Raw genomic sequence first — 24,442 nt, 5'->3', positions numbered from 1 at the left:
CGGCGGCGCTAATCTGCCGCGTCGTCACTGTAGGTCGCCAGGAGACCTGCAAAAGCCGCGAGGAAACCGTTGACCATCATCCAGAAAGGCAGTCGCGCCAGTTCCGGAAACGGCGCATCCATGGTGACCGACCACAGCGCTGCGGCGAGGGCAGATAGCAGGGTTCCCAGAGCACCCACGCCCAGGCCGTAGAAGAACCCGTTCTTGCCAGAAACCGTTGCCGCTACGTACCCCGACGCCATACAGGTCGCCAAGCCGAGGAACTGATGCACGCCGAATACGATCGACTCGGCATCACCTTTTGCAAAGGCCTTCGACAGCCACGGCAGGATCAGCAAATGAATGCAGTACAGGGCGATGAATACCAGCGTACCCTGGACCAGCGCTCGAACATTGATCTGTTTCATGACGTCTTCCAGTTCCGACGAAACTGCCGTTCGTTGAGGGGTTTGGACGAGCCCGTACGACGCAGGACTCGCGCGTCGTCGAGACTCAGCTTGCGCGACGCGCCCGAGTGCAGCACCGGGCGCTTCATCGTCAAACAAAGTCCTAGACCCTATGCGGGCGCCAGCGTTCCCCCAGACTCGCGTCCTCGACCCGTGCCGTGGCTCCCTCGCCCCCGACAGAGATCCGAACGGATCCTAGCCGTTGATCCAGTAATGCGTCAGGATGCTCGCGGCGTAACCGGCCGCAACCGCGGGAGTCCATTTGATGTGACTGAAGAAGGTGTACATCCCGCGCGAAGTCCCCATCAGTGCGACGCCGGCCGCCGATCCGACCGATAGCATCGAACCACCCACACCCGCCGTCAGCGTAACCAGCATCCACTGATACAGGTCCATATCGGGGTTCATGTTCAGCACTGCGAACATGACCGGGATGTTGTCGACGATCGCCGACAGGATGCCGATCAGAATGTTGGCTGTCGTTGCGCCGAGCCCGTCGTACATCGCGATGGAGGCCAACTCGAGATATCCGATGTAGCCCAGACCACCGACCGCGAAGACCACCCCGAAAAAGAACAGCAGCGTGTCCCACTCGGCATCGCGCACGTTGTTGAACACATCGAACCGGTCCTCGGCATCGTGAAAAATCATCTTCAGGCGGTAGCCGAAGAACATCAGAATCGACAGGCCAACCATCATGCCCATGAACGGAGGCAGGTGAAGAAACTGCTTGAACGACACCGCGATGGCGATCGTCAGGATGAACAGACCACAAATCACGAGGGCCCCGGGCTTCATTTGCACCTGATCTTCCTCGGGGAAACTCGGCAACTCGTCCGGGATCGCAAAATGCATCATGGCGGCCGGCACGACGAAATTGACGACCGACGGGACGAACAGCATGAAGAAGTCGAAGAACTCCGCGCGGCCAGCCTGCCAGACCATCAGCGTGGTAATGTCGCCGAACGGGCTGAAAGCGCCACCGGCGTTCGCGGCAATTACCAGGTTGATAAAACCCAGACTGACGAACTTGGGGCTGTTGGCCCCGACGGCCATGACCACCGCGCCGACCAGCAGGGCGGATGTCAGGTTGTCGGCGACCGATGACAGGAAGAACGTGATGACGCCGGTAATCCAGAACAGTTTCCGGTAACCGAACTTGCGACTGACCAGCCAGGACCGCAGCGCCTCGAACACGTTGCGCTCGGCCATCGCGTTGATGTAAGTCATGGCCACTAGCAGGAACAGCATCAATTCGGCGTATTCCTTCAGGTCATGCTCGAATGCCTGATGGACCTGTTCCGACGGGACGTTGCTGGTGCTCGCCATGTAGGCGACCTGTGCCCAGATGATGCCCGCCGCCAGGATGACCGGCTTGGACTTGCGCAGGTGCGTAAACTCCTCGGTCATCACGAAGGCGTAGGCGATGACGAAGATCAGCAGACAGTAGATGCCGCGTTGAGCGCCGGTCAGTCCAAGATTTTGAAACTCTTCAGCGAACGCCACCTCCGGCAGGAGGAGCGACAGGGACAGGAATACAAGCGCGCGTGCCAAGTTGAAACCCTCTTCTTTCTCGATGCGGTGACTGGAACCCATCACACCAACGGCCGCTCATTGTGCGGCGTTGGCCACTCCCAAAAAAACCCGCCGATTATATAGGAGCGTCTTCGGCTTGGACACCTCCACGCCCATGCCATCCCCTTTCGGGCAGGGCATCGGGGACAGCGCGTTGTATCCCCGCGGCCTCGCTTGACGTAAGAAGTTATAAGGCTAGCATTTTTTATCACTTCCGAATGGGATGCGCACCATGTTAACCTGACTGGGAGAGTAGGCTTTACCCGATGTGCAACAGAGCTTTCCATGTATCAGTACGATGAATTCGATCAGCGGATTGTCGACGAGCGGGTGCGGCAGTTCCGCGACCAAACGGCACGTTTCCTCGCTGGACAACTGACAGAGGACCAGTTCCGCCCCTTACGGCTGATGAACGGCCTGTACCTGCAGCGGCACGCACCGATGCTGCGGGTGGCGATCCCTTATGGCCTGTTGTCGACGAGGCAACTGCGTATGCTGGCGCACATCGCCCGCACCTATGACCGGGGCTACGGGCATTTCACGACTCGGCAAAACGTCCAGTACAACTGGCCGGAACTGAGCCGAGTTCCCGACATTCTTGCGGACCTCGCCTCGGTCCAGATGCATGCGATCCAGACCAGCGGCAACTGCATCCGTAACGTCACCAGCGACCCTATCGCCGGCGTGGCCGCCGACGAGCTAGAAGATCCGCGCCCCTACTGCGAGATCATCCGCCAATGGTCGACGTTCCATCCCGAATTCAGCTATCTGCCGCGCAAGTTCAAGATCGCCGTCACCGGGGCCGAACAGGATCGCGCCGCAGTACAAGTGCACGACATCGGACTGCGCCTCGTTCGGAATGAGGCCGGCGAAGTGGGTTTCGCAGTGCTGGTCGGGGGCGGCCTGGGTCGCACCCCGATCATCGGGGAAACGATACGCCCGTTTCTCGCGAAGCGGGACCTCTTGTCCTATCTCGAAGCGATACTCCGCGTATATAACCGCTTCGGGCGGCGCGACAACAAATACAAGGCGCGCATCAAGATTCTACTGAAGGAGACCGGGGTCGCTGCCTTCACGGCGCAGGTGGAACAGGAGTGGCAACAGATCAAGGATGACCTGGTGCTCGACGACACCGAGATCGAGCGCGTGAAAGCCCACTTCACCGAGCCGCCCTACGACACCCTGCCCGCGGAACTGCCGGGGGCCGTGGCACAGCTGACCGAATCCGATCCGGCCTTCGCGGCCTGGTTCCGCCACAACACCTTCGCGCACAAAGTGCCCGGCTATCGCATCGTGTTCCTGTCGCTGAAACCCCCCAAGGTACCGCCCGGCGACCTGGACCACCGACAGATGGACGCCATTGCCGAACTGGCCGACCGCTACAGCTTCGGCGAAATCAGGGTTACGCACAACCAGAACATGATCTTCGCGGATGTGCGGGCGTCGGAGCTCCACACGCTCTGGTCCGAGCTTCGCGAGTGGGGCGTCGCAACCCCGAACATCAACAAAGCTACGGACATCATCTGCTGCCCCGGGCTGGATTTTTGTTCACTCGCCAATGCCAGCTCGATCCCGATTGCCGAGGAAATATATTCACGCCTCGATAATTTCGACTATCTGTATGACCTGGGTGACCTGCGTATCAATATCTCCGGCTGCATGAACGGCTGCGGCCATCATACCGTGGGGCACATCGGTATCCTCGGCGTCGACAAGAAGGGCGAGGAGTGGTACCAGCTGACCTTGGGTGGCTCATCCGCGAACGAAGCCGCTCTGGGCGAGCGCCTCGGGCCCGCCATCGCCAAACCGGACGTCGCCGACGTGGTCACGACCATCTTGAAGACCTACGTGGAACTCCGCGCACCGGACGAATCCTTTCTGCAAACGGTGCGCCGGATCGGCATTACCCCCTTTCAGGAGCAGGTTTATGGTCATCGTTAAGGATGGTCGGGCGATAACCGACGAATGGCTGCACCTGGACGATCAGGCGGCGATACCGCCGTCCGGCCAGGTGACCGTGTCGCTGCTCCGCTGGCACGCAGAGCGGACAGCACTGATGGCGAGGCCGGACCCGGTCGGTTTGCGTCTCGAAGCAGGGGATGCGCCTGACACGATTGCCGACGACCTGCAGCGCTTCCCACTGATCGTACTGAGCTTTGCCACGATGGCCGATGGCCGCCTGTTCAGTCTGGCTCGCCTGCTGCGCGAGCGCTTCGGATTCGCCCGAGAATTGCGGGCCCGGGGCGACTTCATCCTGGACCAGATCTTTTTTCTGAGTCGCGTTGGTGTCGATACCTTCGAGCCGACCGAAGACATCAGCCCGGAAGCGGTAGGGCAAGCGATTACGACGTTTTCAGTCCTCTATCAGGCAGCCACCGACGAGAAACAACCGTTGTATCGTCGAGCACGCAGATAAGTGCCGGCGGTGAGACTCCCGGCAGCAGGCGAATGGAAGGCGGCAATAGCCTCGGCGAACGATCGGGAAGACGCCGTCGCAGCCGCCTTGCGACGTGGCTTGCTAGCACAGTTCGTGAGCCTTACTTCTTCGCGAGCCCTTTGCTGCCCGTATGCCGCATGATGTTGATCCCCTTCAGCAAGTTCAGGGCCTCGTTCAACGGAAAATCCTGAACCGCCAGAGCATCGTCTTCCTTCGCAGCATCATCGCCTTTGCCGTCGTCTCCGACGGGCGCTTTCTCGTTGGTCAGATGGTTAGCCAAATCGGCCTCTTTGATCGGCGCAAATTCCGACTTTTCCGCCATCTGGAGCTTGACCTTCGAAATTGGAACGTCCGGGGCAATCCCCTCGGCCTGTATCGAGCGGCCCGACGGCGTGTAGTAGCGGGCCGTCGTGAGCTTTACGGCACCGCCATTGCTGGTGGGCATGATGGTCTGCACGGAGCCCTTGCCAAAGGTCTTCTCGCCCATGATGACGGCGCGCTTGTGATCTTGGAGCGCCCCGGCAACGATCTCCGAAGCCGATGCGGAACCGGCATTGATCAGCACCACGATCGGCGCCCCCTTCAACACGTCGTTCGCGGTCGCGCTGAACTTCATCTTCGAGTCCTCGATGCGACCATCCGTGTAGACGATCAGACCGCTCTCTAGGAACGCGTCGCTGACCGCGACGGCAGCGTTGAGCACGCCGCCGGGATTATTTCGCAAATCGAGCACCAGCCCCTTGATCTCGCCCTTCTTCCTGAGTTCGTCGATGGCCTCGACGACACTGTCACCGGTTTGCGACTGGAAGCTGGTGATGCGGACGTAGGCGTAACCGTCCTCCAACAGGCGGCTCTTGACGCTTTTGATGCGAATCACGTCGCGGGTAATCGTGATCTTCAGCGGCTGCTGCACACCCTCGCGGACGACGGTCAGCACGATGTCGGTGCCGGGCTCCCCGCGCATCATCTTCACCGCGTCATTCAGCGCCATACCCTTGACCGGACGGTCATCGAGACGAATGATAAGGTCGCCCGCCTTGATACCCGCCTTGTCGGCCGGCGTATCGTCGATCGGCGCGATGACCTTGACGAAGCCATTCTCCATACCGACCTCGATACCCAGACCGCCGAACTGTCCGGTCGTACCCACCTTCAGTTCGTTGTACTGCTCCTGATCGAGGTAAGCCGAATGCGGGTCAAGACCCGTCAGCATGCCTCGAATGGCATCTTCGAGCAGCTTTTCGTCGGGAACGGATTCGACATAGTCCTGCCGGATTCTCCCGTAGACTTCCGAAAAGGTTCGCAACCCCTCGTAGGGAATCGCACCCACTCCCGGCTCGGGCTGCTTGTCGGCCGCCTGCGGAGCCGTACCGCTCAGCAGCGTTAGGATCGTCAGCCGAGTAGCGAACTGGCGTGTGCTCAACATCAAAATCTACCGGAAGAAAAACGGGGAAAGGGACGGGCGGCCCCGGGAAACCTATGGCCTTCACGCCGCCGGGACATTGGCGGCCTGCCGCGCTCGCGCCGCAGGCGGATCTCCCGCACCTCTGACGCGGACCCGGTCAGCTGAGAGCGCTCGGTTGATGCGCGGCGGACAGGGCTCTGCGCATTGCCCTAGGGCTTTTACCCGAACTCAGGCCGTGGCACCAAAAACCGCGCGTTCGAAGGGGCCGTAGCGACGCACCGCGCACCGCCGCAGTAAGCCGTGCACCAGCGACCGAACGCGCAATATCGCACACGTAGCGTGTCCGAGACCATGACTGGCCCGCGCCCGCCGCGGAGACAAATGGTGTGGCAACCGAACGGTTCAACGTATACTGCAGCAATGCAACTGGACCTTGGGATCTCAGTGGCCACCACCGGCCACCATTTAGGGTGCACATCGACAATAGCATGATTGTATCTTTTTTGAGAGCATAAGTCGTCGCCCGACACGAGCCTGTTCCCGGAAACGCAGCGTAGCCCCGAGATGACCGACCCCAAGAACCTGCTGATCGCCGACGACGCCGACATTCGGCGCGCTGCACATTGCCTGAAGGCCATGTCACACCCCTTGCGGCTGAAGATCCTGTGCACGCTGGGTCACGCAAGCATCAGCGTACAGGATATCGTCGACCGCGTCGGAACCACGCAGAGCAACGTGTCGCAGCACCTAGGGATCCTGCGAGAGAAAGGGATTCTGGCTTGCAGGAAGGACGCAAACCGGGTGTACTACTACGTCGACGACAAGCGGACACTGCAGCTGATCGAGATGATGAAAGAAGTGTTTTGTCCGCACTGAGCCCGCTACCTGTGAGCGGCCGCTTCGCCCTCCTAGCTCGTTTCCCCGTCAAATTTCAAGGCCCGTTGTATGGATCTGGATCGTATTTTCGAATTTCTCGGCAACCATTGGATCATGGTTGGAGCGACCGTCGTAGTCGCAGTGTTGCTGGCCCAGGATCTCATCGAGACCATGCTGCGCAAGCACAAACTGGTGACGCCCGCCGGGGCAGTTGCGCTCATGAATGGCGAACAAACCATCGTGATCGATGTCCGGGAACCTCACGAATTCTCGGCAGGGCACATTGAAAATGCGCGCCACATACCCCTCGGCAAGATCGATGACCGCGCCTACGAGCTGCAGGAATCCAAAACCTCCCCGGTGATCGTCGCCTGTCAGTCGGGTACCCGCTCACCGCAGGCATGCCGCAAGCTTGCAGCGCTCGGATTCACCGACGTATACGAACTGCAAGGCGGCATGGTGGCCTGGGAAGAGGCAAAACTGCCGATAAGCCGCAAGCGTTCGAAGAATTAACGCTGACCCTCATCAACCCTACAATCACTTTCACGAAGGTTCTCGGATGGCCGACGAAGGCAAGCAACCCGAACGGCAGCTCGCGCTGCAGAAGCTCTATGTCAAGGATGTCTCGTTCGAGACCCCCAACAGCCCCAACGTGTTCACGCTCAAATGGGAGCCAGCGGTTGAGTTCAACCTCAACACCAATGCCACCACGCTGCAGGAAGACCTCTACGAAGTCACCCTGACGGTGACCGTCACCGTCAAACTCGAGGACAAGACCGCTTATCTCGTGGAGGTGTCTCAAGCCGGCATCTTCGCAATGATGGGTTTTTCCGCGGCAGAACTCGGCCCGCTGATCGGTAGCTATTGCCCCAACATCCTGTTCCCGTTCGCGCGCGAAGCGGTCTCGGATTTGGTCATCAAGGGCGGATTTCCACCGATGCTGCTCGCGCCGGTGAACTTTGACGCGCTTTATGCCCAACACCTGCAACAGGCTCAGGAGGCCTCGCCCGACGCCTCACAGCGCAGCCATTGACCGCAAGCCAAGCTGCGGGATACGAGGCTTGAGGGCGATAAGCCGGGTTAGATGACGGGATCGACGATCGCAATCCTGGGTGCCGGTTCGTGGGGTACCGCTCTGGCGATCCGGCTGGCGCGCAACGGCCATCGCTGCATGCTGTGGGGCCACGATCCGGCCCATATTGCTCGGCTTCGCGCCGACCGCAGCAACCAACAGTATCTGCCCGGCATCCCTTTCCCGCCGCAACTCGATGTTTGCGAGGACCTCCAGGCAACCGTCGCTGGTGTCGGATTGGTCGTGCTCGTGCTGCCCAGCCATGCGTTTCGGTCCTGTCTGCAAACCGTCGCACCGTGGCTGGCTCCGGACGTCCACATCGCGTGGGCGACCAAAGGGCTCGAGCTGACCACCGGTCGACTGCTGGATGACGTGGTATCCGAGCTCCTCGGTCCGACCACGCCAGCCGCCGTGATCTCGGGACCCACCTTCGCCGCTGAGGTCGCAGCGGACCTCCCCACCGCCGTCACGGTCGCCTCTCGTCAGCCCGGGTTTGCCCAAGAAGTCGCTGCGCGGCTGCATAGCGAGCAGTTCCGCGCCTATACCAGTGACGACGTGATCGGCGTACAGGTTGGAGGCGCCACGAAGAACGTGCTCGCGATCGCCGCTGGAGTCGCCGATGGTATCGGGTTCGGAGCCAATGCCCGCGCCGCCCTGATCACCCGCGGCCTGTCGGAAATCATGCGGCTCGGCCTGGTCCTGGGCGCGCGTAGCGAAACGCTGATGGGTCTCGCAGGCCTGGGCGATCTGATCCTGACCTGCACCGACAATCAGTCGCGCAATCGGCGGTTCGGACTGGGCCTGGGGCGCGGACTCCGCAGAGAAGACGTTGCCGCGGAGATCGGACAGGAAATCGAAGGAGTCGTCACGACGCGACTCGTCTATCAGCGCTCACGGGAACTTGGTGTCGACATGCCGATCACCGAGCAGGTATACCGTATGCTCTACGAAGATCTGCCCGCCGTCGACGCGGTGAGGAATCTGCTGCTGCGCAGCCAGAAGGCGGAGACGATGGGCCGTTAACCAGCGGTCCCCGTGACGACTGGATCGCTCACGAACCCGCATTGTCGCCAGGCCTCGTACGCGACCACCGCCACACAATTCGACAGGTTCATACTGCGGGAACCGGCCGCCATCGGCACCGACAAGCGGGAGCCGGCATCAAACGTATCGAGCAGGCTCCTGGACAGGCCGCGCGATTCCGGACCGAACACCAGGCCATCGCCGGCTCGAAACTGAACCTCGGCATAGCAACGCTCGCCCTTCGTAGTAATCGCGAAAGTCCGCTGCGGACGAACTGCCTCGACGAAGCCCATCCACGACGCGTGTTCGCTGACTCGAGCCAGATCTCGATAGTCCATGCCGGCCCTTCGCAGCTGCTTGTCGCTGAGTTCGAACCCCAGCGGGTGAATCAGGTGCAGATGCGCCCCCAAGTTCGCGGTGAGGCGGATTATGTTGCCCGCATTGGGCGGAATTTCCGGCTCGACGAGCACGATGTGGAACACGCACCGCCTCCCAGCCCGCGAACGAGTGCGTCCGATAGCTAGAGCGCGGCCCGCGCCGGGATTGGTCTGAGCCTCCAGATATCCCGGTTGTACTCGCTGATCGTGCGGTCCGTTGAAAACTGCCCGCTGGCAGCCGTGTTCAGGATGCTCATGCGCGTCCAATCGTCCTGATCCCGGTAGGCCGCTGCAGCCTGCTGCTGCGCCAGCACATAGCTCGCGAAATCGGCGGCCGTCATCCAGGGATCGTAGGCGCTGCGGACCGAATGCACTATAGGCTCGAAAATGCCCGGCTCATACTGGTTGAAGTAGCCGCTCTCCAACAGATTCATGACCCGCTTCAGGTCATCGTCACCCTCGATGATCGAAGTAGGGTCATAGTAGGCTCGCGTCGCTTCGACCTCTTCTGCCGTCAAGCCAAACAGGAAGAAATTCTCGGCCCCGACTTCGCGGCGGATCTCGATATTGGCACCATCCAGCGTGCCGATCGTCAAGGCACCGTTCATCATGAACTTCATGTTGCCCGTGCCGGACGCTTCTTTACCAGCCGTGGAAATCTGCTCGGACAGGTCGGTACCCGGACAGATCACTTCCATCGCGGATACGCGGTAATTCGGCAGGAAAGCGACGCGCAGCAAATCCTTCAGCGCCGGATCGCGATTGACGACCGTCGCCACATTGTTGATCAGCTTGATGATCAACTTGGCCATTGCATAGCCGGGCGCCGCCTTGCCACCAAAGATAACGCAGCGCGGCGTCCAGTCGCCCCCCGCATCACCGCGCTTGATGCGGTCGTACAAGTGGATCACGTGAAGGATGTTCAGGAGCTGGCGTTTGTATTCATGGATCCGCTTGACCTGCACATCGAACATCGCGAAACGATCGACTTCGAGACCCAACTCCCGTCGCTTGAAATCGATCAGTCGATCCTTGTTCTCCTGTTTGACCTTGCGCCACCGCTCCCGGAATGCCCGGTCTCCGGCAAAGTCGCGCAGGCGGCTCAATTGCCCCAGGTCCGTGACCCAGCTGTCGCCAATCGCCTCCGTGATCAGCGCGTTCAATCCGGGGTTGCAGCTGGCCAGCCAGCGCCGCGGCGTGATGCCATTGGTCTTGTTGTTGAACCGCTCCGGCCATAGCTCATAGAAGTCGCGGAACAATCCCTGCATCAGCAGATTGGAATGCAGCTCCGCCACACCATTGACGGAATAGCTGCCGACGATCGCCAGATAGGCCATGCGGACCTGCTTCTGGTACCCTTCTTCGATCAGCGACATACGGGCCAGGCGATCGAGATCCCCGGGCCATCGATTCGCGACTTCACCGAGAAACTTGGCGTTGATCTCGTAAATGATCTCGAGCAAACGAGGCAACATCTGCTCAAATAGTCGCACCGGCCAGCGCTCCAGTGCCTCGGGCAACAGCGTATGGTTGGTGTAGGCCATGGTCTGATTGGTGATAGCCCAGGCCTGGTCCCATGACAGATCGTGCTCGTCGATCAACAGGCGCATCAATTCGGCAACGGCAATGCTCGGGTGTGTATCGTTGAGTTGAAACGAGTTTTTCGCGGCGAACTCGGTGAAATCCTGGCCATGCTTCAACACCCAGTTCCGCAACACGTCCTGCAGACTGGCCGAGGCCAGGAAATACTGCTGTCGCAGCCGTAGTTCCTTGCCGTTCTCACTGGCATCGTTCGGATACAGAACCATCGTGATGTTTTCGGCGAGATTCTTGGCACGCACCGATTCGGCATAGTCCCCGGCATTGAACTCGTTCAGGTCGAACTCATCCGTCGCTGCCGCTTTCCACAGGCGCAACGTATTCACGGTACCGTTGCGGTAGCCGGGAATCGGCACGTCGTAGGGGACGGCCAGCACGTCGTGCGTGTCGGTCCAGCGTACCCGACGCCGGCGATCCTGTTCCGCATAGTGTTCGACGCGCCCGCCGAAACGGATGCGCAGCGTCAGCTCCGGCCGCTCCAACTCCCACACATGGCCGTTGCGAAGCCAGTGATCCGGCTCCTCGACCTGAAAGCCGTTCTCGACATTTTGGCGAAACATGCCGTATTCATAGCGGAGCCCGTAGCCCATGACCGGCAACTGCAGCGTCGCGCAACTGTCGATGAAACACGCAGCCAGCCGGCCGAGACCGCCATTGCCGAGGCCCGCGTCCTGTTCACACGCGACCAGTTCTTCCAAATCGACCCCGAGTTCGGTCAGGGCTGTGCCGAGAGGCCCTTCGACACCGAGATTCAGAATTGCATTACTCAGCGCGCGACCGAGCAAGAACTCAAGCGACAGATAGTAGGTCTTGCGGCTATCGGCAGACTCGTAGGCATACTGTGTGTTGCGCCAGCATTCCATCAATCGATCGCGCACGGCCAGCGCCAAAGCGGTGTAAGCGTAGTGAGCCGACTTGCAGTTCTTGTCCCGTCCCAACGTGAAGTTGAAATGGCGGCGAATGTCACCGCAGAACGCCTCGGTGGACTCACCCAGGATCGGTGACTCGCTAAGCCGCGGAGTCGGACTGGTTTTCGTCAGTTTTGTTGCAGGCATGGCTCAGATTGGAATCGGGTATCGGAATGTATTGAGACTGTCTCGACGGCCAGGGAAGAGAAATGGCCGGTCATCTTGTGAATTCAGGGGCTCTCGCCCCAAGCGCCACGGCAACATTATCTCACGCCGCAAGCGACGCGGCGAAAGCTGCCACCCACCAAGTAAACCGCGACACTAGACGTCGAGGTTAAGCTCGTTGATCTTGCGGGTCAGAGTGTTGCGACCGTAGCCGAGCAGTTTGGCGGCTTCCTGCCTGCGCCCGCGGGTAAATTGCAGGGCTGTGGCAATCAGGATGCCCTCCGCGGAATCGATCGCGTCCTTGGCGACATTATGGTCACCGCGCCGCAGCCGGTTGTCGACCCACTGCCGGAACGTTTGCTCCCAGGTTTCGGCAAAAGCCGTGGACTCGGGCTTGATCTGCAGCAGCTCCGGGGGCAAATCGTCGAGGTGCACTTCCTTACCCGCCGCCATCACGGTAATCCAGCGACAGGTGTTCTCGAGTTGGCGCACATTGCCGGGCCAGTCGAGCTGACAGAGATAGTCCTCCACTTCCGGCAACAGAATCTTGGTTTCGACGTTCAACTCGAGACTCGCTTCGGCAAGGAAGTGCCGCAGCAGCAGCGGGATGTCCTGGCGACGCTCCCGCATCGGCGGAATATGGATCCGAATGACATTGATGCGGTGGAACAGGTCCTCGCGAAAGCGGCCTTCGGCGACCAAGGTCTCGAGATTCTGATGGGTTGCCGCGATGATGCGGACGTCCACGCGGCTCGGCGTATGGGCCCCGACCGGAAAGAACTCACCCACTGCGAGTACGCGGAGGAGGCGGGTCTGCAACTCGGCCGGCATGTCACCGATCTCATCCAGAAACAGCGTTCCGCCATCCGCCTGTTCAAACCGACCCGAACGCCGTGCCTGGGCGCCAGTAAAGGCGCCGCGCTCGTGCCCGAACAGCTCGGACTCCAGCAAATCGCGCGGAATCGCCGCCATATTAAGCGCGATGAAGGGCTTGTCAGCACGCGGGCTGTGGCGATGCAGGGCCCGGGCGACCAGTTCCTTGCCAGTCCCGGACTCGCCGTTGATCAGCACCGTGATGTGTGATCGCGCCAGACGCGCAATCGCCCGGAATACCTCCTGCATTGCCGGCGCCTCGCCGATGATCTCGGGCGTTCGGCCCGCGACGGCAGGTTCGATCGCGGCATCGCGACGACGACTGTGGGCACAGGCCCGCTGCACCAGATCAACCGCTTCATCGACATCGAAGGGCTTCGGCAGATACTCGAAAGCCCCGCCATGAAAGGCGGACACCGCGCTCTCGAGATCCGAGTGCGCGGTCATGATGATCACCGGCAACTCGGGGTAGCCGGCCTGAATATTCTTCAGCAGCTCGATGCCATCCATGCCGGGCATACGGATGTCGGTTAGTATCGCATCGGGCTTGTCGAACGAGAGCGCATCTAGCAGAGCGTTACCATTCGTGAAGCTGCGCGTCTCCAGTGAGGCCTTCTGGAGCGCCTTCTCCAATACCCACCGGATCGAACGGTCATCGTCGACTACCCAGACCTGGGCTGCGCTCTTCATGCTCCTTCTCCAACGGCAAGAAAATCGAGAATACCGTGTGCCCCGGGGAACTGCTGCATTCCACCAGACCACCATGTTGATTGATCAGGGACTGGGCGATTGAAAGACCGAGACCCGTACCTTCGCCACGCCCGGTGACCATCGGGTAGAAAATCTGCTGCAGCAACTCGGGTTCGATACCGGGCCCGTTGTCGACGATGTCGATCCGAATCGCCAGCGGGCTGCGCCGGTGACCAATGGTGACCTGCCGATGGATGCGTGTCTGCAGCACGATCTCGCCGCTGTCGCCCACCGCCTGCAACGCATTGCGCACGATGTTTAGGATGGCCTGTATCAGCTGGTCGCTGTCACCATAAACATCGGGAATGCTGGGATCGTAATCGCGGACGATACTGACGCCATCCGGAGCTTCCGCCTGCACGAGTTGGCGGACACGCTCCATGACCCGGTGAATGTTCAACAGGCTCTTCCGTGGCGGCTTGTTCGGCGCGAGCATCCGGTCGACGAGCGACTGCAGCCGGTCCGATTCCTCGATGATGATGCGCGTGTACTCGCGCAATTCCTCTTCCGGCAATTCCCGGTCGAGCAACTGGGCGGCGCCCCGCAAGCCGCCGAGCGGATTCTTGATTTCGTGTGCCAGACCCCGCAGCAGCATCTTGGCCGCGTTCTGCTGTACCAGCAAATGTTCCCCCATCGACACTCGCAGGTGTCGATCCACCTGCTGCACCTGCAACAACACGCCCGGCGTCTTTCCGATAAACAGCGGCGTGACGTTGACGTTGACGGTCATGGACCGGTTGAGCTGCGACAACAGGATATTGCGCTTGGTCAGCGATATCCCGGAATCCACGACATGTCGGAATTCGGCTTCCGACAGCTGGTCCTCGGCGAAGAGCACGTTCAACAGCTTGGTGTCCTGTACCTGCCGCGAACTCAATCCGAACATCATCTCGCCGGCGGAATTCATATAGCGCAGGCGCAGGGCATCGTCGAAAAGGAGCACGGCATCCGACAGGTGATCCAGGATCTGTCGATAGAAGGAAATCGATCGCCTGTCACTCATAGGTCATCTGCAAGCAATACACGAGCCAATATTCAAAAACCCCATCAGCTTCACGAGGCATCACAACGCGCCGATGATCTCCCCGGGAAGTCGTATCGCCAGGGCGACCACTGGCACGCCGAATCGCAACTCCGCGGACATCGCTCCGGCTGCCCTGAATTCCGGACAACTGCTTGCTATCGACTGCCACTCTCGCCCCGGTGCCTTCCGGAAAAAAAAAGGGGCGCCCCATATTGGGGCGCCCCTTCGGTCAGCGTCGCTCGACGAACTACAGGCTGTAGTACATATCGAATTCCACCGGGTGGGTGCTCATCCGGAGACGGGTGACATCCTGCATCTTCAGATCAATGTAGGCATCGATCACGTCGTCGGTGAACACACCGCCACGCTTCAAGAATTCGCGATCCTTGTCCAAGGCTTCCAGCGCCTGATCGAAGGAGTAGCAGACCTGCGGAATGGCCTTCTCTTCTTCCGGCGGCAGATCGTACAAGTCCTTATCCATCGCATCGCCGGGATGGATCTTGTTCTGGATGCCGTCCAGGCCAGCCATCAGCATCGCGGCGAAGGCCAGATACGGGTTCGCAGTGGAATCCGGGAACCGCACTTCGATACGGCGTGCCTTCGGGTTGGTCACGTACGGGATGCGGATCGAAGCCGACCGGTTACGCGCCGAGTAGGCGAGCATCACCGGCGCCTCGAAACCTGGCACCAGACGCTTGTAGCTGTTCGTCGACGCGTTGCAGAAGGCATTCAGCGCCTTGGCATGCTTGATGATGCCGCCGATATAGTACAGCGCGGTTTCGGACAGGCCGCCATAAAGGTCGCCGGTGAAGAGGTTCACCCCGCCCTTGGCGATCGACTGGTGCACGTGCATGCCGTTGCCGTTATCGCCAACCAGCGGCTTCGGCATGAAGGTGAGGGTCTTGCCGTAGGCGTGCGCGACGTTCTGCAAAACATACTTGAGGATCAGGACCTCGTCGGCTTTTTTCACCAGGGTGTTGAACTTCAGGCCGAGTTCGCACTGCCCGGCAGTCGCAACCTCGTGGTGGTGCACTTCGACGACCTGTCCCATCTCCTCCAGGGTGTTGCACATCGCCGCGCGAATGTCCTGCAGCGAGTCGACCGGCGGCACCGGGAAGTACCCACCCTTGACCGACGGCCGGTGTCCGATATTGCCGTCCTCGTAGACCTTCTCGGAGTTCCAGCCAGCTTCTTCGGAGTCGATCTTGAAAAACGACCCTGCCATCGACGCGCCCCAGCGAACGTCGTCGAAGACGAAGAACTCGTTCTCCGGACCGAAGAACGCCGTATCACCAATACCGCTGGATTGCAGGTAGGCTTCAGCCCGCTTCGCGATCGAACGCGGATCCCGCTCATAGCCCTGCATCGTCGACGGCTCCACGATATCGCAGCGCAAGATCAAGGTTGCGTCGTCGAAGAACGGGTCCATAACGGCAGTGCTCGGGTCAGGCATCAGGATCATGTCGGATTCATTGATGCCCTTCCAACCGGCGATCGACGAACCGTCGAACATCTTGCCGTCCTCGAACAAGTCCTCGTCGATCGTGTGCACCGGCACGGTGACGTGCTGCTCCTTGCCGCGGGTGTCGCAAAAACGGAAGTCGACGTACTTGACTTCCTTTTCCTTGATCAGTTGCAGGATCTCTTTGGGTGTCATTATTCTCCCCTCTTGGGACGTTTGTACAAATATCGGCCAAATAAGTTAGCAGAAAACATACCAACCACTAAGTGGACCTACCTCGATATTTCGCCCCCCTTCTCGCCGCCAGCCAACACGAATGACGCACCACTTTAGACCATTAAGCACCAGACAGGTGCGTCACGACAGAAAGGCACGGATGGCAGCAATTCCCCGTGCGCCAGAATGACGCGCTCTGGCAAGATCGATCTCAGCCAGCCCGCCCAGCGCATACACCGGAAAGTTCACTGCGTCGACCAACTCCGCAAAACGCCCCCAGCCGAGCGGAGTCATGCCGGGGTGGGTCGTCGTCGCCGCCACGGGCCCGAGCACCGCGAAATCGACACCAATGCGCCCGGCGTGCTGCAACTCCGCCGCATCGTGACAGGATGCCGCGACCCAGAAGGCGTCGTTACCCGGCCGTTCGCGAAGCTGCATCAGACGCTGTGAAGTCAGGTGCACCCCATCGGCGCCCAACGTGTGGGCCAGCGCCGGCTCGGCGTTGATCAAGACCCGGATACCGCGAGCCCGACAGAACTCGACGACCTGCCGCGCGAACGCCGAGAATCCCGGCTGAGCCTGCAAGGCCTTCGCGCGACACTGAATCAGGCGGATCCCGTTTTCGGTCAGGCGCCGGAGATTCGCCAACAGCAGTCCGGGATCGGGGCTGTCGGCCTCGAGGATTGCGTAACGCTCGGGTAACCGGGCCGCCGTGGCAATCGGGCGATTCGCTGCCGGGAACCTGATGCCGCTCAGGGCCTCGGCGACGACCCACTGCAGGGGTTGGCCTTGCTGCCCCTCCGGCCGGCCCGCAAACGCCGTCACCTCCCATACGTCGAGCAGCACTCGGCGCTCTGGGTAGTCGTGCCGGATCCGGAGCAGCGGCATCGCTGCGGTGACCGCGATCCCGAGCTCCTCTTGCAACTCACGGATCAGGCCGCTAAGCGGCGTTTCCCCCGGCTCGAGCTTACCGCCGGGAAACTCCCAGAGCCCCGCCAGGTGCGTCCCAGCGAGCCGTTGGGCTATCAGGATCTCACCGCGCGGGTTGCGGATGACGCCAACCGCGACGTGAATGGCATCCGGCAGCTTGCCTGGCACGGCGGAAACGCCGCCGTTACGTCCGGTAATCGGCGTTGATGCGGACATAGTCGTAGGACAGATCGCATGTCAGCACGGTCTGTACCGCCTGTCCTCGACCGAGCGCAACCCGCACCGTAATGTCGCTCTGCGCCATGACCGCTTGTCCGGCCTCCTCGGTGTAATCGGGCGAGCGCGCCCCGGCAGCGACGATCGCCACATCGTTCAGCCAGACGCCGACTCGATCGATGTCGAGTTCATTCACGCCGGCGCGGCCAACTGCGGCCAAGATGCGCCCCCAGTTCGGATCACTGGCAAAGAATGCGGTCTTCACCAGTGGCGAATGGGCAATCGTCAATCCCACGGCTCGCGCCTCCGCGGAGCTTGCCGCCTCTTCGACGCGAATGCGCATCAGCTTAGTGGCTCCCTCGCCGTCGCGCACGATCGCCTCAGCCAGCTCACCACACACGGCCGCGAGTGCCGCTTCGAAACACTGGAGGTCCGGGCTTCCGACGGCGAGTTCCGAGCCGCCGGACACCCCACTGGCGACGAGGACGCAGGCGTCGTTCGTCGACGTGTCCCCATCCACAGTGATGCAATTGAATGTGTCGTCCGCGACGCGCGCCAGACAAGCCTGCAGCACCGGCTGGGCTATCCTGGCATCCGTGGCGATGAAGCTCAGCATCGTCGCCATGTTCGGGTGGATCATGCCAGCTCCTTTGGCGATGCCGGTGATGGTCAGACGGTGTCCGGAGACCTCCACCGAGCGCGACACCAGTTTGGGGCGGGTGTCAGTGGTCATGATCGCGCGCGCAGCCCTGCCCCACGCGTTCTCGTCGAGGCTGGCCAACGCAAACGGCAGTGCCGCCTCGATGCGGTCGACCGGCAGATACTCGCCGATGACGCCGGTCGAGAACGGCAGGACCTGCACGCCAGCCGCACCGGTCAGGGCGGCTACCGCTTCGCAGGAGCGGAGTGCATCGGCCATGCCGCGCTCGCCGGTGCCGGCATTGGCGTTGCCGGAGTTGACCAGCAGCCAGCGCGGCGCGTGGGTCAGATGACCACGCGCTACTCGCACCGGCGCGGCGCAGAACGCATTGCGCGTGAATACGGCCGCGACGCTGCCGCCCGGTGCAACTTCCATCAGCAACACGTCGTCACGATCGGGCCGCTTGATGCCTGCGGCCGCTGTCCCGAGGCGGATGCCGGGGACCGGCGCGAATGGCAGTTCGGTCATGGCAGGGGTCCGTCAGGCCAGCTTGCCATGGCAATTCTTGTACTTCTGACCGGAACCGCAGGGGCAGGGCTCGTTGCGACCGACCTTGCGCTCGTCGCGGACGAACGGCTTCGCCTCCGCCTTCGTGGGCGCCTCATCGGGGACTGCCTCCGCTTCCGGTTCGAGTGCGCTGACGTCGGCATGCTGGTACTGCATGTCGTCGATCGCCGGCTGATTCTGCTCCTCGATGACGCGGATGTCCTCTTCGCCTCGTACCTGGACACGCGACACGATGCCGATGAACTCGTCCTTGATGCCTTCCAGCATCGACGTGAACATCTCGAACGCTTCCCGCTTGTACTCCTGCTTCGGATCCTTCTGAGCATAGCCGCGCAGATGGATCCCCTGTCGCAAATGGTCCATGGCCGCCAGATGTTCCTTCCAGGCGTTGTCCAGCACCTGCAGCAACACCGACTTCTCGAACGGATGCATGACTTCCGGTCCGATCGCCTCGACCTTGCCGCGGTAAATGGCTTCAGTGGACTCGATGATTCGTTCCCGCAAGGTCTCCTCGTGCAGATCCGGGTGCTCGTCCAGCCACGCGCCGATGGGCAGCGCCGCGCCCAACTCCCGATCCAGGGCTTCCTCCAACCCCTTGACGTTCCATTGCTCCTCCATCGTCATCGGCGGGATGTACTGATTGATCAACGTGGTGAGCATGTCGGCGCGCATGCTGGTGACGGTCCCGGAGATATCTTCCGCTTCCATCAGTTCCTCGCGCATGTGGTAGATCACCTTGCGCTGATCATTCGCGACGTTGTCGTATTCCAGCAACTGCTTGCGGATGTCGAAGTTCCGCGCTTCGACTTTCCGCTGTGCGTTCTCGATCGCCCGTGTCACCCACGGATGCTCGATTGCCTCGCCCTCCTGCATCCCCAGCTTCTGCATCAGCGCCGACACCCGCTCGGACGCGAAAATGCGCATCAGAGGATCTTCCAGCGCAAGATAGAAACGGGTGGAACCCGGATCGCCCTGACGGCCCGAGCGGCCGCGCAACTGGTTGTCGACGCGACGCGATTCGTGACGTTCGGAGCCCACCACATGAAGCCCCCCCGCCTCGATGACCTGCCGGTGACGCTCCTGCCATTCGGCGCGCAGACCCGCGATGACGCCGGGGTCGTCGGTGCCGGCCCGCGCGATATCCTCTTCGAGGCTGCCGCCAAGCACGATGTCGGTACCGCGGCCGGCCATGTTCGTCGCAATGGTCACGGCGCCGGGACGCCCGGCCTGCGCGACGATATGGGCCTCCATCTCGTGCTGTTTGGCGTTCAGCACGTTGTGGGCGATACCGGCTTGCCGTAACAGACCCGCCAGCAGTTCCGAGTTTTCGATCGACGTGGTGCCGACCAGCACGGGCTGACCGCGTTCGACGCAATCCTTGATGTCCTCGATGATCGCCAGGAACTTTTCCCGCGTCGTCAGGTACACGACGTCACCCAGGTCCTTCCGGACCATCGCCTGATTGGTCGGAATCACCACGACCTCGAGGCCATAGATCTGATGGAATTCCGGTGCCTCGGTGTCCGCAGTGCCGGTCATACCGGACAGTTTGTTGTACAGACGGAAATAATTCTGAAAGGTGATCGATGCCAGCGTCTGGTTCTCATTCTGGACCGGCACGTTTTCCTTGGCTTCGATCGCCTGATGCAGCCCCTCGGACCAGCGCCGACCCGGCATGGCGCGACCCGTGAACTCGTCGACGATGATGACCTGATTGTCCCGAACGATGTATTCGACATCCTTCTGAAACAGCACGTGCGCTCGCAGGCACGCATTGATGTAGTGCATCAGGCGGATGTTGACGGCGTCGTAGAGGCTTTCGTTCGGGCTCATCAACCCGTTGCGCACGAGCAGGTTCTCGATGCGCTCGTGCCCGGCATCGGTCAGGTGGACCTGCCTGGCTTTCTCGTCGACCGAATAGTCCCCTGGACCGTCCTCCTTCTCCTGTTTTGTCAGCGACGGGATGATGGCCGTCATCTTGTGATAGAGGTCGCTGCGGTCCTCGGTCGGACCCGAAATGATCAGGGGCGTCCGGGCCTCGTCGATGAGGATCGAGTCAACCTCGTCCACGATTGCGAAAAACCGCCCCCGCTGGACCTTCTGATCCAGCGTAAAGGCCATGTTGTCGCGCAGATAGTCGAAACCGTATTCGTTGTTTGTGCCATAAGTGATGTCGGCGGCGTAGGCGTCACGCCGCTCTTCCTGGCTGAGCCCGGCAACGATGACTCCGGTGGTCATGCCGAGAAAGCCATAGATCTTTCCCATCCAGGCCGCATCGCGACGCGCGAGGTAATCGTTGACCGTCACGACATGGACGCCTTTGCCGGGCAGTGCGTTCAGATAAGCCGCCAGAGTCGCGACCAGCGTCTTGCCTTCACCGGTCTTCATTTCGGCGATCTTGCCATCATGCAGCACCATACCGCCGATCAGCTGCACATCGAAATGGCGCATGCTCAGCGTCCGGCGCGAGGCCTCGCGAACCGCGGCGAACGCTTCGGGCAGCAGCTCGTTTAGAGCTTCACCGGCTGCCAGCCGCTCCCGAAACTCGACGGTCTTCTGGCGCAGCGCGTCATCCGAGAGTGCCGTGTAGGTGGGCTCGAGCTGATTGATCTTCTTGACGATCCGCCGCTTCTTCTTGATCAGTCGCTCATTGCGACTGCCAAGGATGGTCTTGAATAGCTTCTGGAGCATCTTGGCGATAGTTCCGTGGCGACAAATAAACCGGCGATGATAGCGCAAATGTGCCCGGCGGTAATCATCGGCTCCCACCCGACCGCCCCGGCTCGGTCGGCGGCCGCGCCCCCCTGTGCTCCGGATCCCACCAACGAACGGCAACGCGCTTTAATGCAGACGGGCCGCCTTTCAATGCGGAACCTTACATATAATGGCGTGCCCGTGAACCACGTCCCCTTGAATGAACACGCCCGACACCAACCCTCTACCGTTCGACGCACCGTCCTTTCTAGCGACACTGACGCAGCGGCCGGGTGTCTATCGGATGCTCGACGAAGAGGGTGAAGTGATCTATGTCGGCAAGGCCAAGAATCTCAAGAAACGTCTGGCAAGCCATTTCGGACAGGGCGACGCGTCGAGCAAACAGCGGGCGATGATCACCCGAGTCCGCAACGTGCAAGTCACGGTTACTCATACCGAGCGCGAAGCCCTGTTGCTCGAAAGTCAGCTGATCAAGGCACACAAGCCGCGTTACAACATCAACCTGCGGGACGACAAGAGCTACCCCTACATCACCGTCTCGACCCACCAGGAATTTCCCCGAGTGTCGTTCCACCGCGGCGCGCGCCCCAAACAGGGCCGCCACTTCGGCCCTTTTGCCAGCGCCGGGGCGGTGCGCGAAAGTCTGAAGCTGTTGCAGAAGATTTTTCGGGTACGGCAGTGTCGGGACTCTTTTTTTCGGAATCGGAGCCGGCCTTGTCTACAGCATCAGATCCAGCGCTGCACGGCCCCATGTGTCGGGCTGATCGACGCGGCCGGGTATGCGGAAGACGTCGCGGATACGGTGATGTTTCTGGAGGGCAAGGGCGAACGGTTGATCGGGCAACTGATCGAACGTATGCAAAAAGCGTCGGAACGACAGCACTTTGAACTGGCCGCCCGCTATCGCGACCAGATCGCCAGCCTCCGAACCGTGCTGGCGACGCAGGCCGTGACCGGCGAAACCGGCGATCTGGACATCATCGCCGCGGCCTGCCACGGCGCAATGGCCTGCGTCCAAGTGGTTTTCATTCGGACCGGGCAACTCGTCGGAGACCGCAGCTTTTTCCTTCAGGCACCCAGCGATACCGATGCCGCAGACCTGATTGAGGCGTTCATCCCTCAGTACTACCTCGACCGACCGGTGCCGCGCGAACTCATCATCAGTCACGAACTTCGGAACGAAACCTTGCTGGCAGAGTTCCTGACCGTTCAGGCCCAGCATCCGGTCGGAATCTCCTCCCGTGTTCGGGGCGAACGCCTGAAACGCCTGCAACTGGCGATGACAAATGCCGAAAGTCTGTTGAAGTCCAGGCTGTCCTCGCGCATGGACCTGCGCGACCGCTTCGATGACCTCGGCCGCGCGCTGGGATTGACCCAAACGCCGAACCGGCTCGAATGTTTCGACATCAGCCATCTGCAGGGAGACCAGACGGTTGCGTCCTGTGTCGTTTTCGATCGTGACGGACCGCTGAAAACAGCGTATCGTCGCTTCAACATCGAGGGCGTGCAGCCCGGCGACGATTACGCCGCATTGGCCCAGGCGGTGGATCGACGCTACCAACGCATTCGCCGCGGCGAGGTGGAAGCACCCGACATCCTGTTCATCGACGGCGGCAAGGGGCAGGTTCGCGCGGTCCAGGATGCACTCGATGCGCTCGGCATGGGCGAGATCGCGGTGCTCGGCGTCGCCAAAGGACCCGATCGTCGCGCGGGGATGGAGGTCCTGTTCCGGCCAGATCAGGTCATCGGCATTGAACTGCCCGCAAGCTCGCCCGCGCGTCTGCTGATCCAACACATCCGCGACGAGGCGCATCGCTTCGCGATCACCGGACATCGCCAACGGCGCCGTTCCGGCGCAACGACTTCCATTCTGGAATCGATCGAGGGACTCGGTCCCAAGCGACGGCAGACCCTGCTGCAACACTTCGGTGGGCTGCGTGAAATCGGGCGGGCCGGCGTCGATGCTCTGTGCAGTGTTCAGGGCATCAATCGCCAGCTTGCCCAACGCATTTATGAGACCCTGAACGAGCGGGATTCCTGACCATGGAACTCAATCTGCCTACCGCCCTGACCCTGTTGAGGATCGTACTCATCCCCTTCCTGGTCCTGGCGTTCTACCTGCCCTGGAAGGGTGCGCACATCATCTGCGCGGTCATCTTCCTGATCGCTGCAATCACAGATTGGCTCGACGGCTATCTGGCACGCAAGATGAGCCAGACGACACTGTTCGGGGCGTTTCTGGACCCCGTGGCGGATAAACTGATGGTCGTCGTCACACTGGTGCTCGTGGTGCAGGCAGACCCGAGCCCCTATGTGGCTATCGCCGCGGCGGTCATCATCGGACGGGAGATCACCATTGCGTCACTGCGCGAGTGGATGGCGGAAATCGGTCAGCGCAACCGCGTCGCGGTAAGCTGGCTGGGTAAATGGAAGACGACCACGCAGATGGTTGCGATCATCACCCTGCTGTTCAGCATGGACGTGTGGGAACACCCGCTGAAACCCATTGGCCAGGCACTCCTTGCGATTTCCGCTGTCCTGACCCTCTGGTCAATGATTTGCTATCTTAAAGCGGCCATCCCTGCACTCCGGGAGCCGTGAGCGGACTAGCCGCAGTCCGGCCGATCAGCAAAGCCCCGTCCGCACTTGCTGTCTCGGCCGACTACTTGGTCGTCAGCGCCTTTTCGAGCTTGTTCTGCAGAATACTCGCTTCCTGGGCATCATCACTGGCGACGAGGATCATCACGAAGACGCCCGTGTCGATCTTTAGACACTCCACGATCCCGGCCGTCTTTTCACTCCAAGAACGCACCGAATCGTTGTCCTTGACGATCCGCCCGGTCTTGTCGCCCAGCATGACGGCCTCGGCCTTGCTCAGGCAATCCGCCTGATTCAACACCGTATGGACGTGATGCCAATAGACGTTGGGCGCGGCGTTAACCCCAGCCGGACCACCCATCAGCAGCGCACCGACCGCCAGATACGATAAACGCTTTACAGACATGGCATTGCTCCCTTGCTTTGGCGGAAATGGAACCGGCGACGGACTGACTCGCGCCCTTCCCAAGGTTGCGGGATACGACCGGCGCACTTACCGCTGCCGTGGGCGCACCACCCGCCGCGACAAGATCATACACGCATTTTGAGCGGGGTCATCAAGTGCGGC

General features: G+C 61.0%; 20 protein-coding genes. 8 read left to right on the top strand and 12 right to left on the bottom strand.

Annotated features, from left to right (window positions below; translation table 11 throughout):
- Positions 1–8 precede the first annotated feature (8 nt).
- Together ACW73L_RS00530 and nhaD are read right to left on the bottom strand one after the other, a co-directional pair.
- On the bottom strand, positions 9–407 hold the full coding sequence (locus ACW73L_RS00530) for a hypothetical protein (protein ID WP_129882605.1): 399 nt from the start codon (positions 405–407) through the stop codon (positions 9–11).
- Between the two features lie 234 nt (positions 408–641).
- Positions 642–2,042: a sodium:proton antiporter NhaD gene (gene nhaD / locus ACW73L_RS00525; protein WP_498919357.1), complete on the bottom strand. Its 1,401-nt coding sequence runs from the start codon at positions 2,040–2,042 to the stop codon at positions 642–644.
- A 264-nt stretch (positions 2,043–2,306) separates the two neighbouring features.
- Here nhaD and ACW73L_RS00520 point away from each other — a divergent pair, with 264 nt between their 5' ends.
- Together ACW73L_RS00520 and ACW73L_RS00515 are read left to right on the top strand one after the other, a co-directional pair.
- A complete protein-coding gene (locus ACW73L_RS00520; RefSeq protein WP_498919355.1) occupies positions 2,307–3,962 on the top strand; it encodes a nitrite/sulfite reductase in 1,656 nt (551 codons plus the stop codon).
- On the top strand, positions 3,949–4,437 hold the full coding sequence (locus ACW73L_RS00515; protein WP_498919354.1) for a DUF934 domain-containing protein: 489 nt from the start codon (positions 3,949–3,951) through the stop codon (positions 4,435–4,437). Before ACW73L_RS00520 ends, ACW73L_RS00515 begins: the two co-directional genes overlap by 14 nt.
- Positions 4,438–4,558: 121 nt before the next feature.
- On the opposite strand, the gene ACW73L_RS00510 is transcribed toward ACW73L_RS00515, so the two are convergent.
- Positions 4,559–5,884, bottom strand: coding sequence for a S41 family peptidase (locus ACW73L_RS00510; protein WP_498919353.1), 1,326 nt, complete (start codon positions 5,882–5,884; stop codon positions 4,559–4,561).
- Between the two features lie 543 nt (positions 5,885–6,427).
- Here ACW73L_RS00510 and ACW73L_RS00505 point away from each other — a divergent pair.
- From ACW73L_RS00505 to ACW73L_RS00490, 4 genes are all read left to right on the top strand, one after another.
- A complete protein-coding gene (locus tag ACW73L_RS00505) occupies positions 6,428–6,739 on the top strand; it encodes an ArsR/SmtB family transcription factor (protein ID WP_498919352.1) in 312 nt (103 codons plus the stop codon).
- Positions 6,740–6,808: 69 nt separating this feature from the next.
- On the top strand, positions 6,809–7,252 hold the full coding sequence (locus ACW73L_RS00500) for a rhodanese-like domain-containing protein (RefSeq protein WP_498919350.1): 444 nt from the start codon (positions 6,809–6,811) through the stop codon (positions 7,250–7,252).
- 46 nt (positions 7,253–7,298) lie between these two features.
- Complete coding sequence (gene secB, locus ACW73L_RS00495; protein WP_498919349.1) at positions 7,299–7,772, top strand: protein-export chaperone SecB; 474 nt, start codon at positions 7,299–7,301, stop codon at positions 7,770–7,772.
- Between the two features lie 51 nt (positions 7,773–7,823).
- Positions 7,824–8,834 (top strand): NAD(P)H-dependent glycerol-3-phosphate dehydrogenase, encoded by a 1,011-nt coding sequence (locus ACW73L_RS00490; protein ID WP_498919348.1) that lies wholly within the window; start codon positions 7,824–7,826, stop codon positions 8,832–8,834.
- Here the strand turns inward: ACW73L_RS00490 and ACW73L_RS00485 are convergent.
- The 8 genes from ACW73L_RS00485 to secA form a co-directional block, all read right to left on the bottom strand.
- Positions 8,831–9,316, bottom strand: a complete 486-nt coding sequence (locus ACW73L_RS00485; protein WP_129882613.1) for a tRNA (cytidine(34)-2'-O)-methyltransferase — start codon at positions 9,314–9,316, stop codon at positions 8,831–8,833. The two genes, ACW73L_RS00490 and ACW73L_RS00485, sit on opposite strands and share 4 nt — an antisense overlap.
- 38 nt (positions 9,317–9,354) lie before the next feature.
- Entirely contained in the window at positions 9,355–11,865 is a 2,511-nt protein-coding gene (locus ACW73L_RS00480) for a glycogen/starch/alpha-glucan phosphorylase (protein WP_498919346.1), read from the bottom strand.
- Positions 11,866–12,039: 174 nt separating this feature from the next.
- A complete protein-coding gene (ntrC, locus tag ACW73L_RS00475) occupies positions 12,040–13,446 on the bottom strand; it encodes a nitrogen regulation protein NR(I) (RefSeq protein ID WP_498919345.1) in 1,407 nt (468 codons plus the stop codon).
- Complete coding sequence (glnL, locus tag ACW73L_RS00470; protein ID WP_129882616.1) at positions 13,409–14,509, bottom strand: nitrogen regulation protein NR(II); 1,101 nt, start codon at positions 14,507–14,509, stop codon at positions 13,409–13,411. The genes ntrC and glnL overlap by 38 nt, the downstream gene beginning before the upstream one ends.
- A 268-nt stretch (positions 14,510–14,777) precedes the next feature.
- Entirely contained in the window at positions 14,778–16,187 is a 1,410-nt protein-coding gene (gene glnA, locus ACW73L_RS00465; protein ID WP_498919344.1) for a glutamate--ammonia ligase, read from the bottom strand.
- Positions 16,188–16,349: 162 nt separating this feature from the next.
- Positions 16,350–17,306, bottom strand: a complete 957-nt coding sequence (locus ACW73L_RS00460; RefSeq protein WP_498919342.1) for a Nudix family hydrolase — start codon at positions 17,304–17,306, stop codon at positions 16,350–16,352.
- 16 nt (positions 17,307–17,322) lie between these two features.
- On the bottom strand, positions 17,323–18,522 hold the full coding sequence (argJ, locus tag ACW73L_RS00455) for a bifunctional glutamate N-acetyltransferase/amino-acid acetyltransferase ArgJ (protein WP_498919341.1): 1,200 nt from the start codon (positions 18,520–18,522) through the stop codon (positions 17,323–17,325).
- 12 nt (positions 18,523–18,534) lie between these two features.
- The gene (secA, locus tag ACW73L_RS00450; protein WP_498919340.1) at positions 18,535–21,252 is read right to left on the bottom strand and encodes a preprotein translocase subunit SecA; all 2,718 of its coding nucleotides are present in this window, start codon (positions 21,250–21,252) and stop codon (positions 18,535–18,537) included.
- Positions 21,253–21,475: 223 nt separating this feature from the next.
- Here secA and uvrC point away from each other — a divergent pair, with 223 nt between their 5' ends.
- Positions 21,476–23,317 carry an excinuclease ABC subunit UvrC gene (gene uvrC / locus ACW73L_RS00445; RefSeq protein WP_498919339.1) on the top strand — a complete coding sequence of 614 codons (1,842 nt, stop codon included), beginning with the start codon at positions 21,476–21,478 and terminating at the stop codon, positions 23,315–23,317.
- Complete coding sequence (gene pgsA / locus ACW73L_RS00440; protein WP_498919831.1) at positions 23,314–23,877, top strand: CDP-diacylglycerol--glycerol-3-phosphate 3-phosphatidyltransferase; 564 nt, start codon at positions 23,314–23,316, stop codon at positions 23,875–23,877. The genes uvrC and pgsA overlap by 4 nt, the downstream gene beginning before the upstream one ends.
- A 61-nt stretch (positions 23,878–23,938) precedes the next feature.
- Here the strand turns inward: pgsA and ACW73L_RS00435 are convergent, their stop codons facing one another.
- Complete coding sequence (locus ACW73L_RS00435; RefSeq protein WP_498919338.1) at positions 23,939–24,280, bottom strand: hypothetical protein; 342 nt, start codon at positions 24,278–24,280, stop codon at positions 23,939–23,941.
- Positions 24,281–24,442 lie beyond the last annotated feature (162 nt).

Source organism: Methylolobus aquaticus, assembly GCF_054172105.1.
The sequence above is the reverse complement of the archived record's forward strand: the minus strand, read 5'-3'. Positions and strand labels throughout refer to the sequence as shown.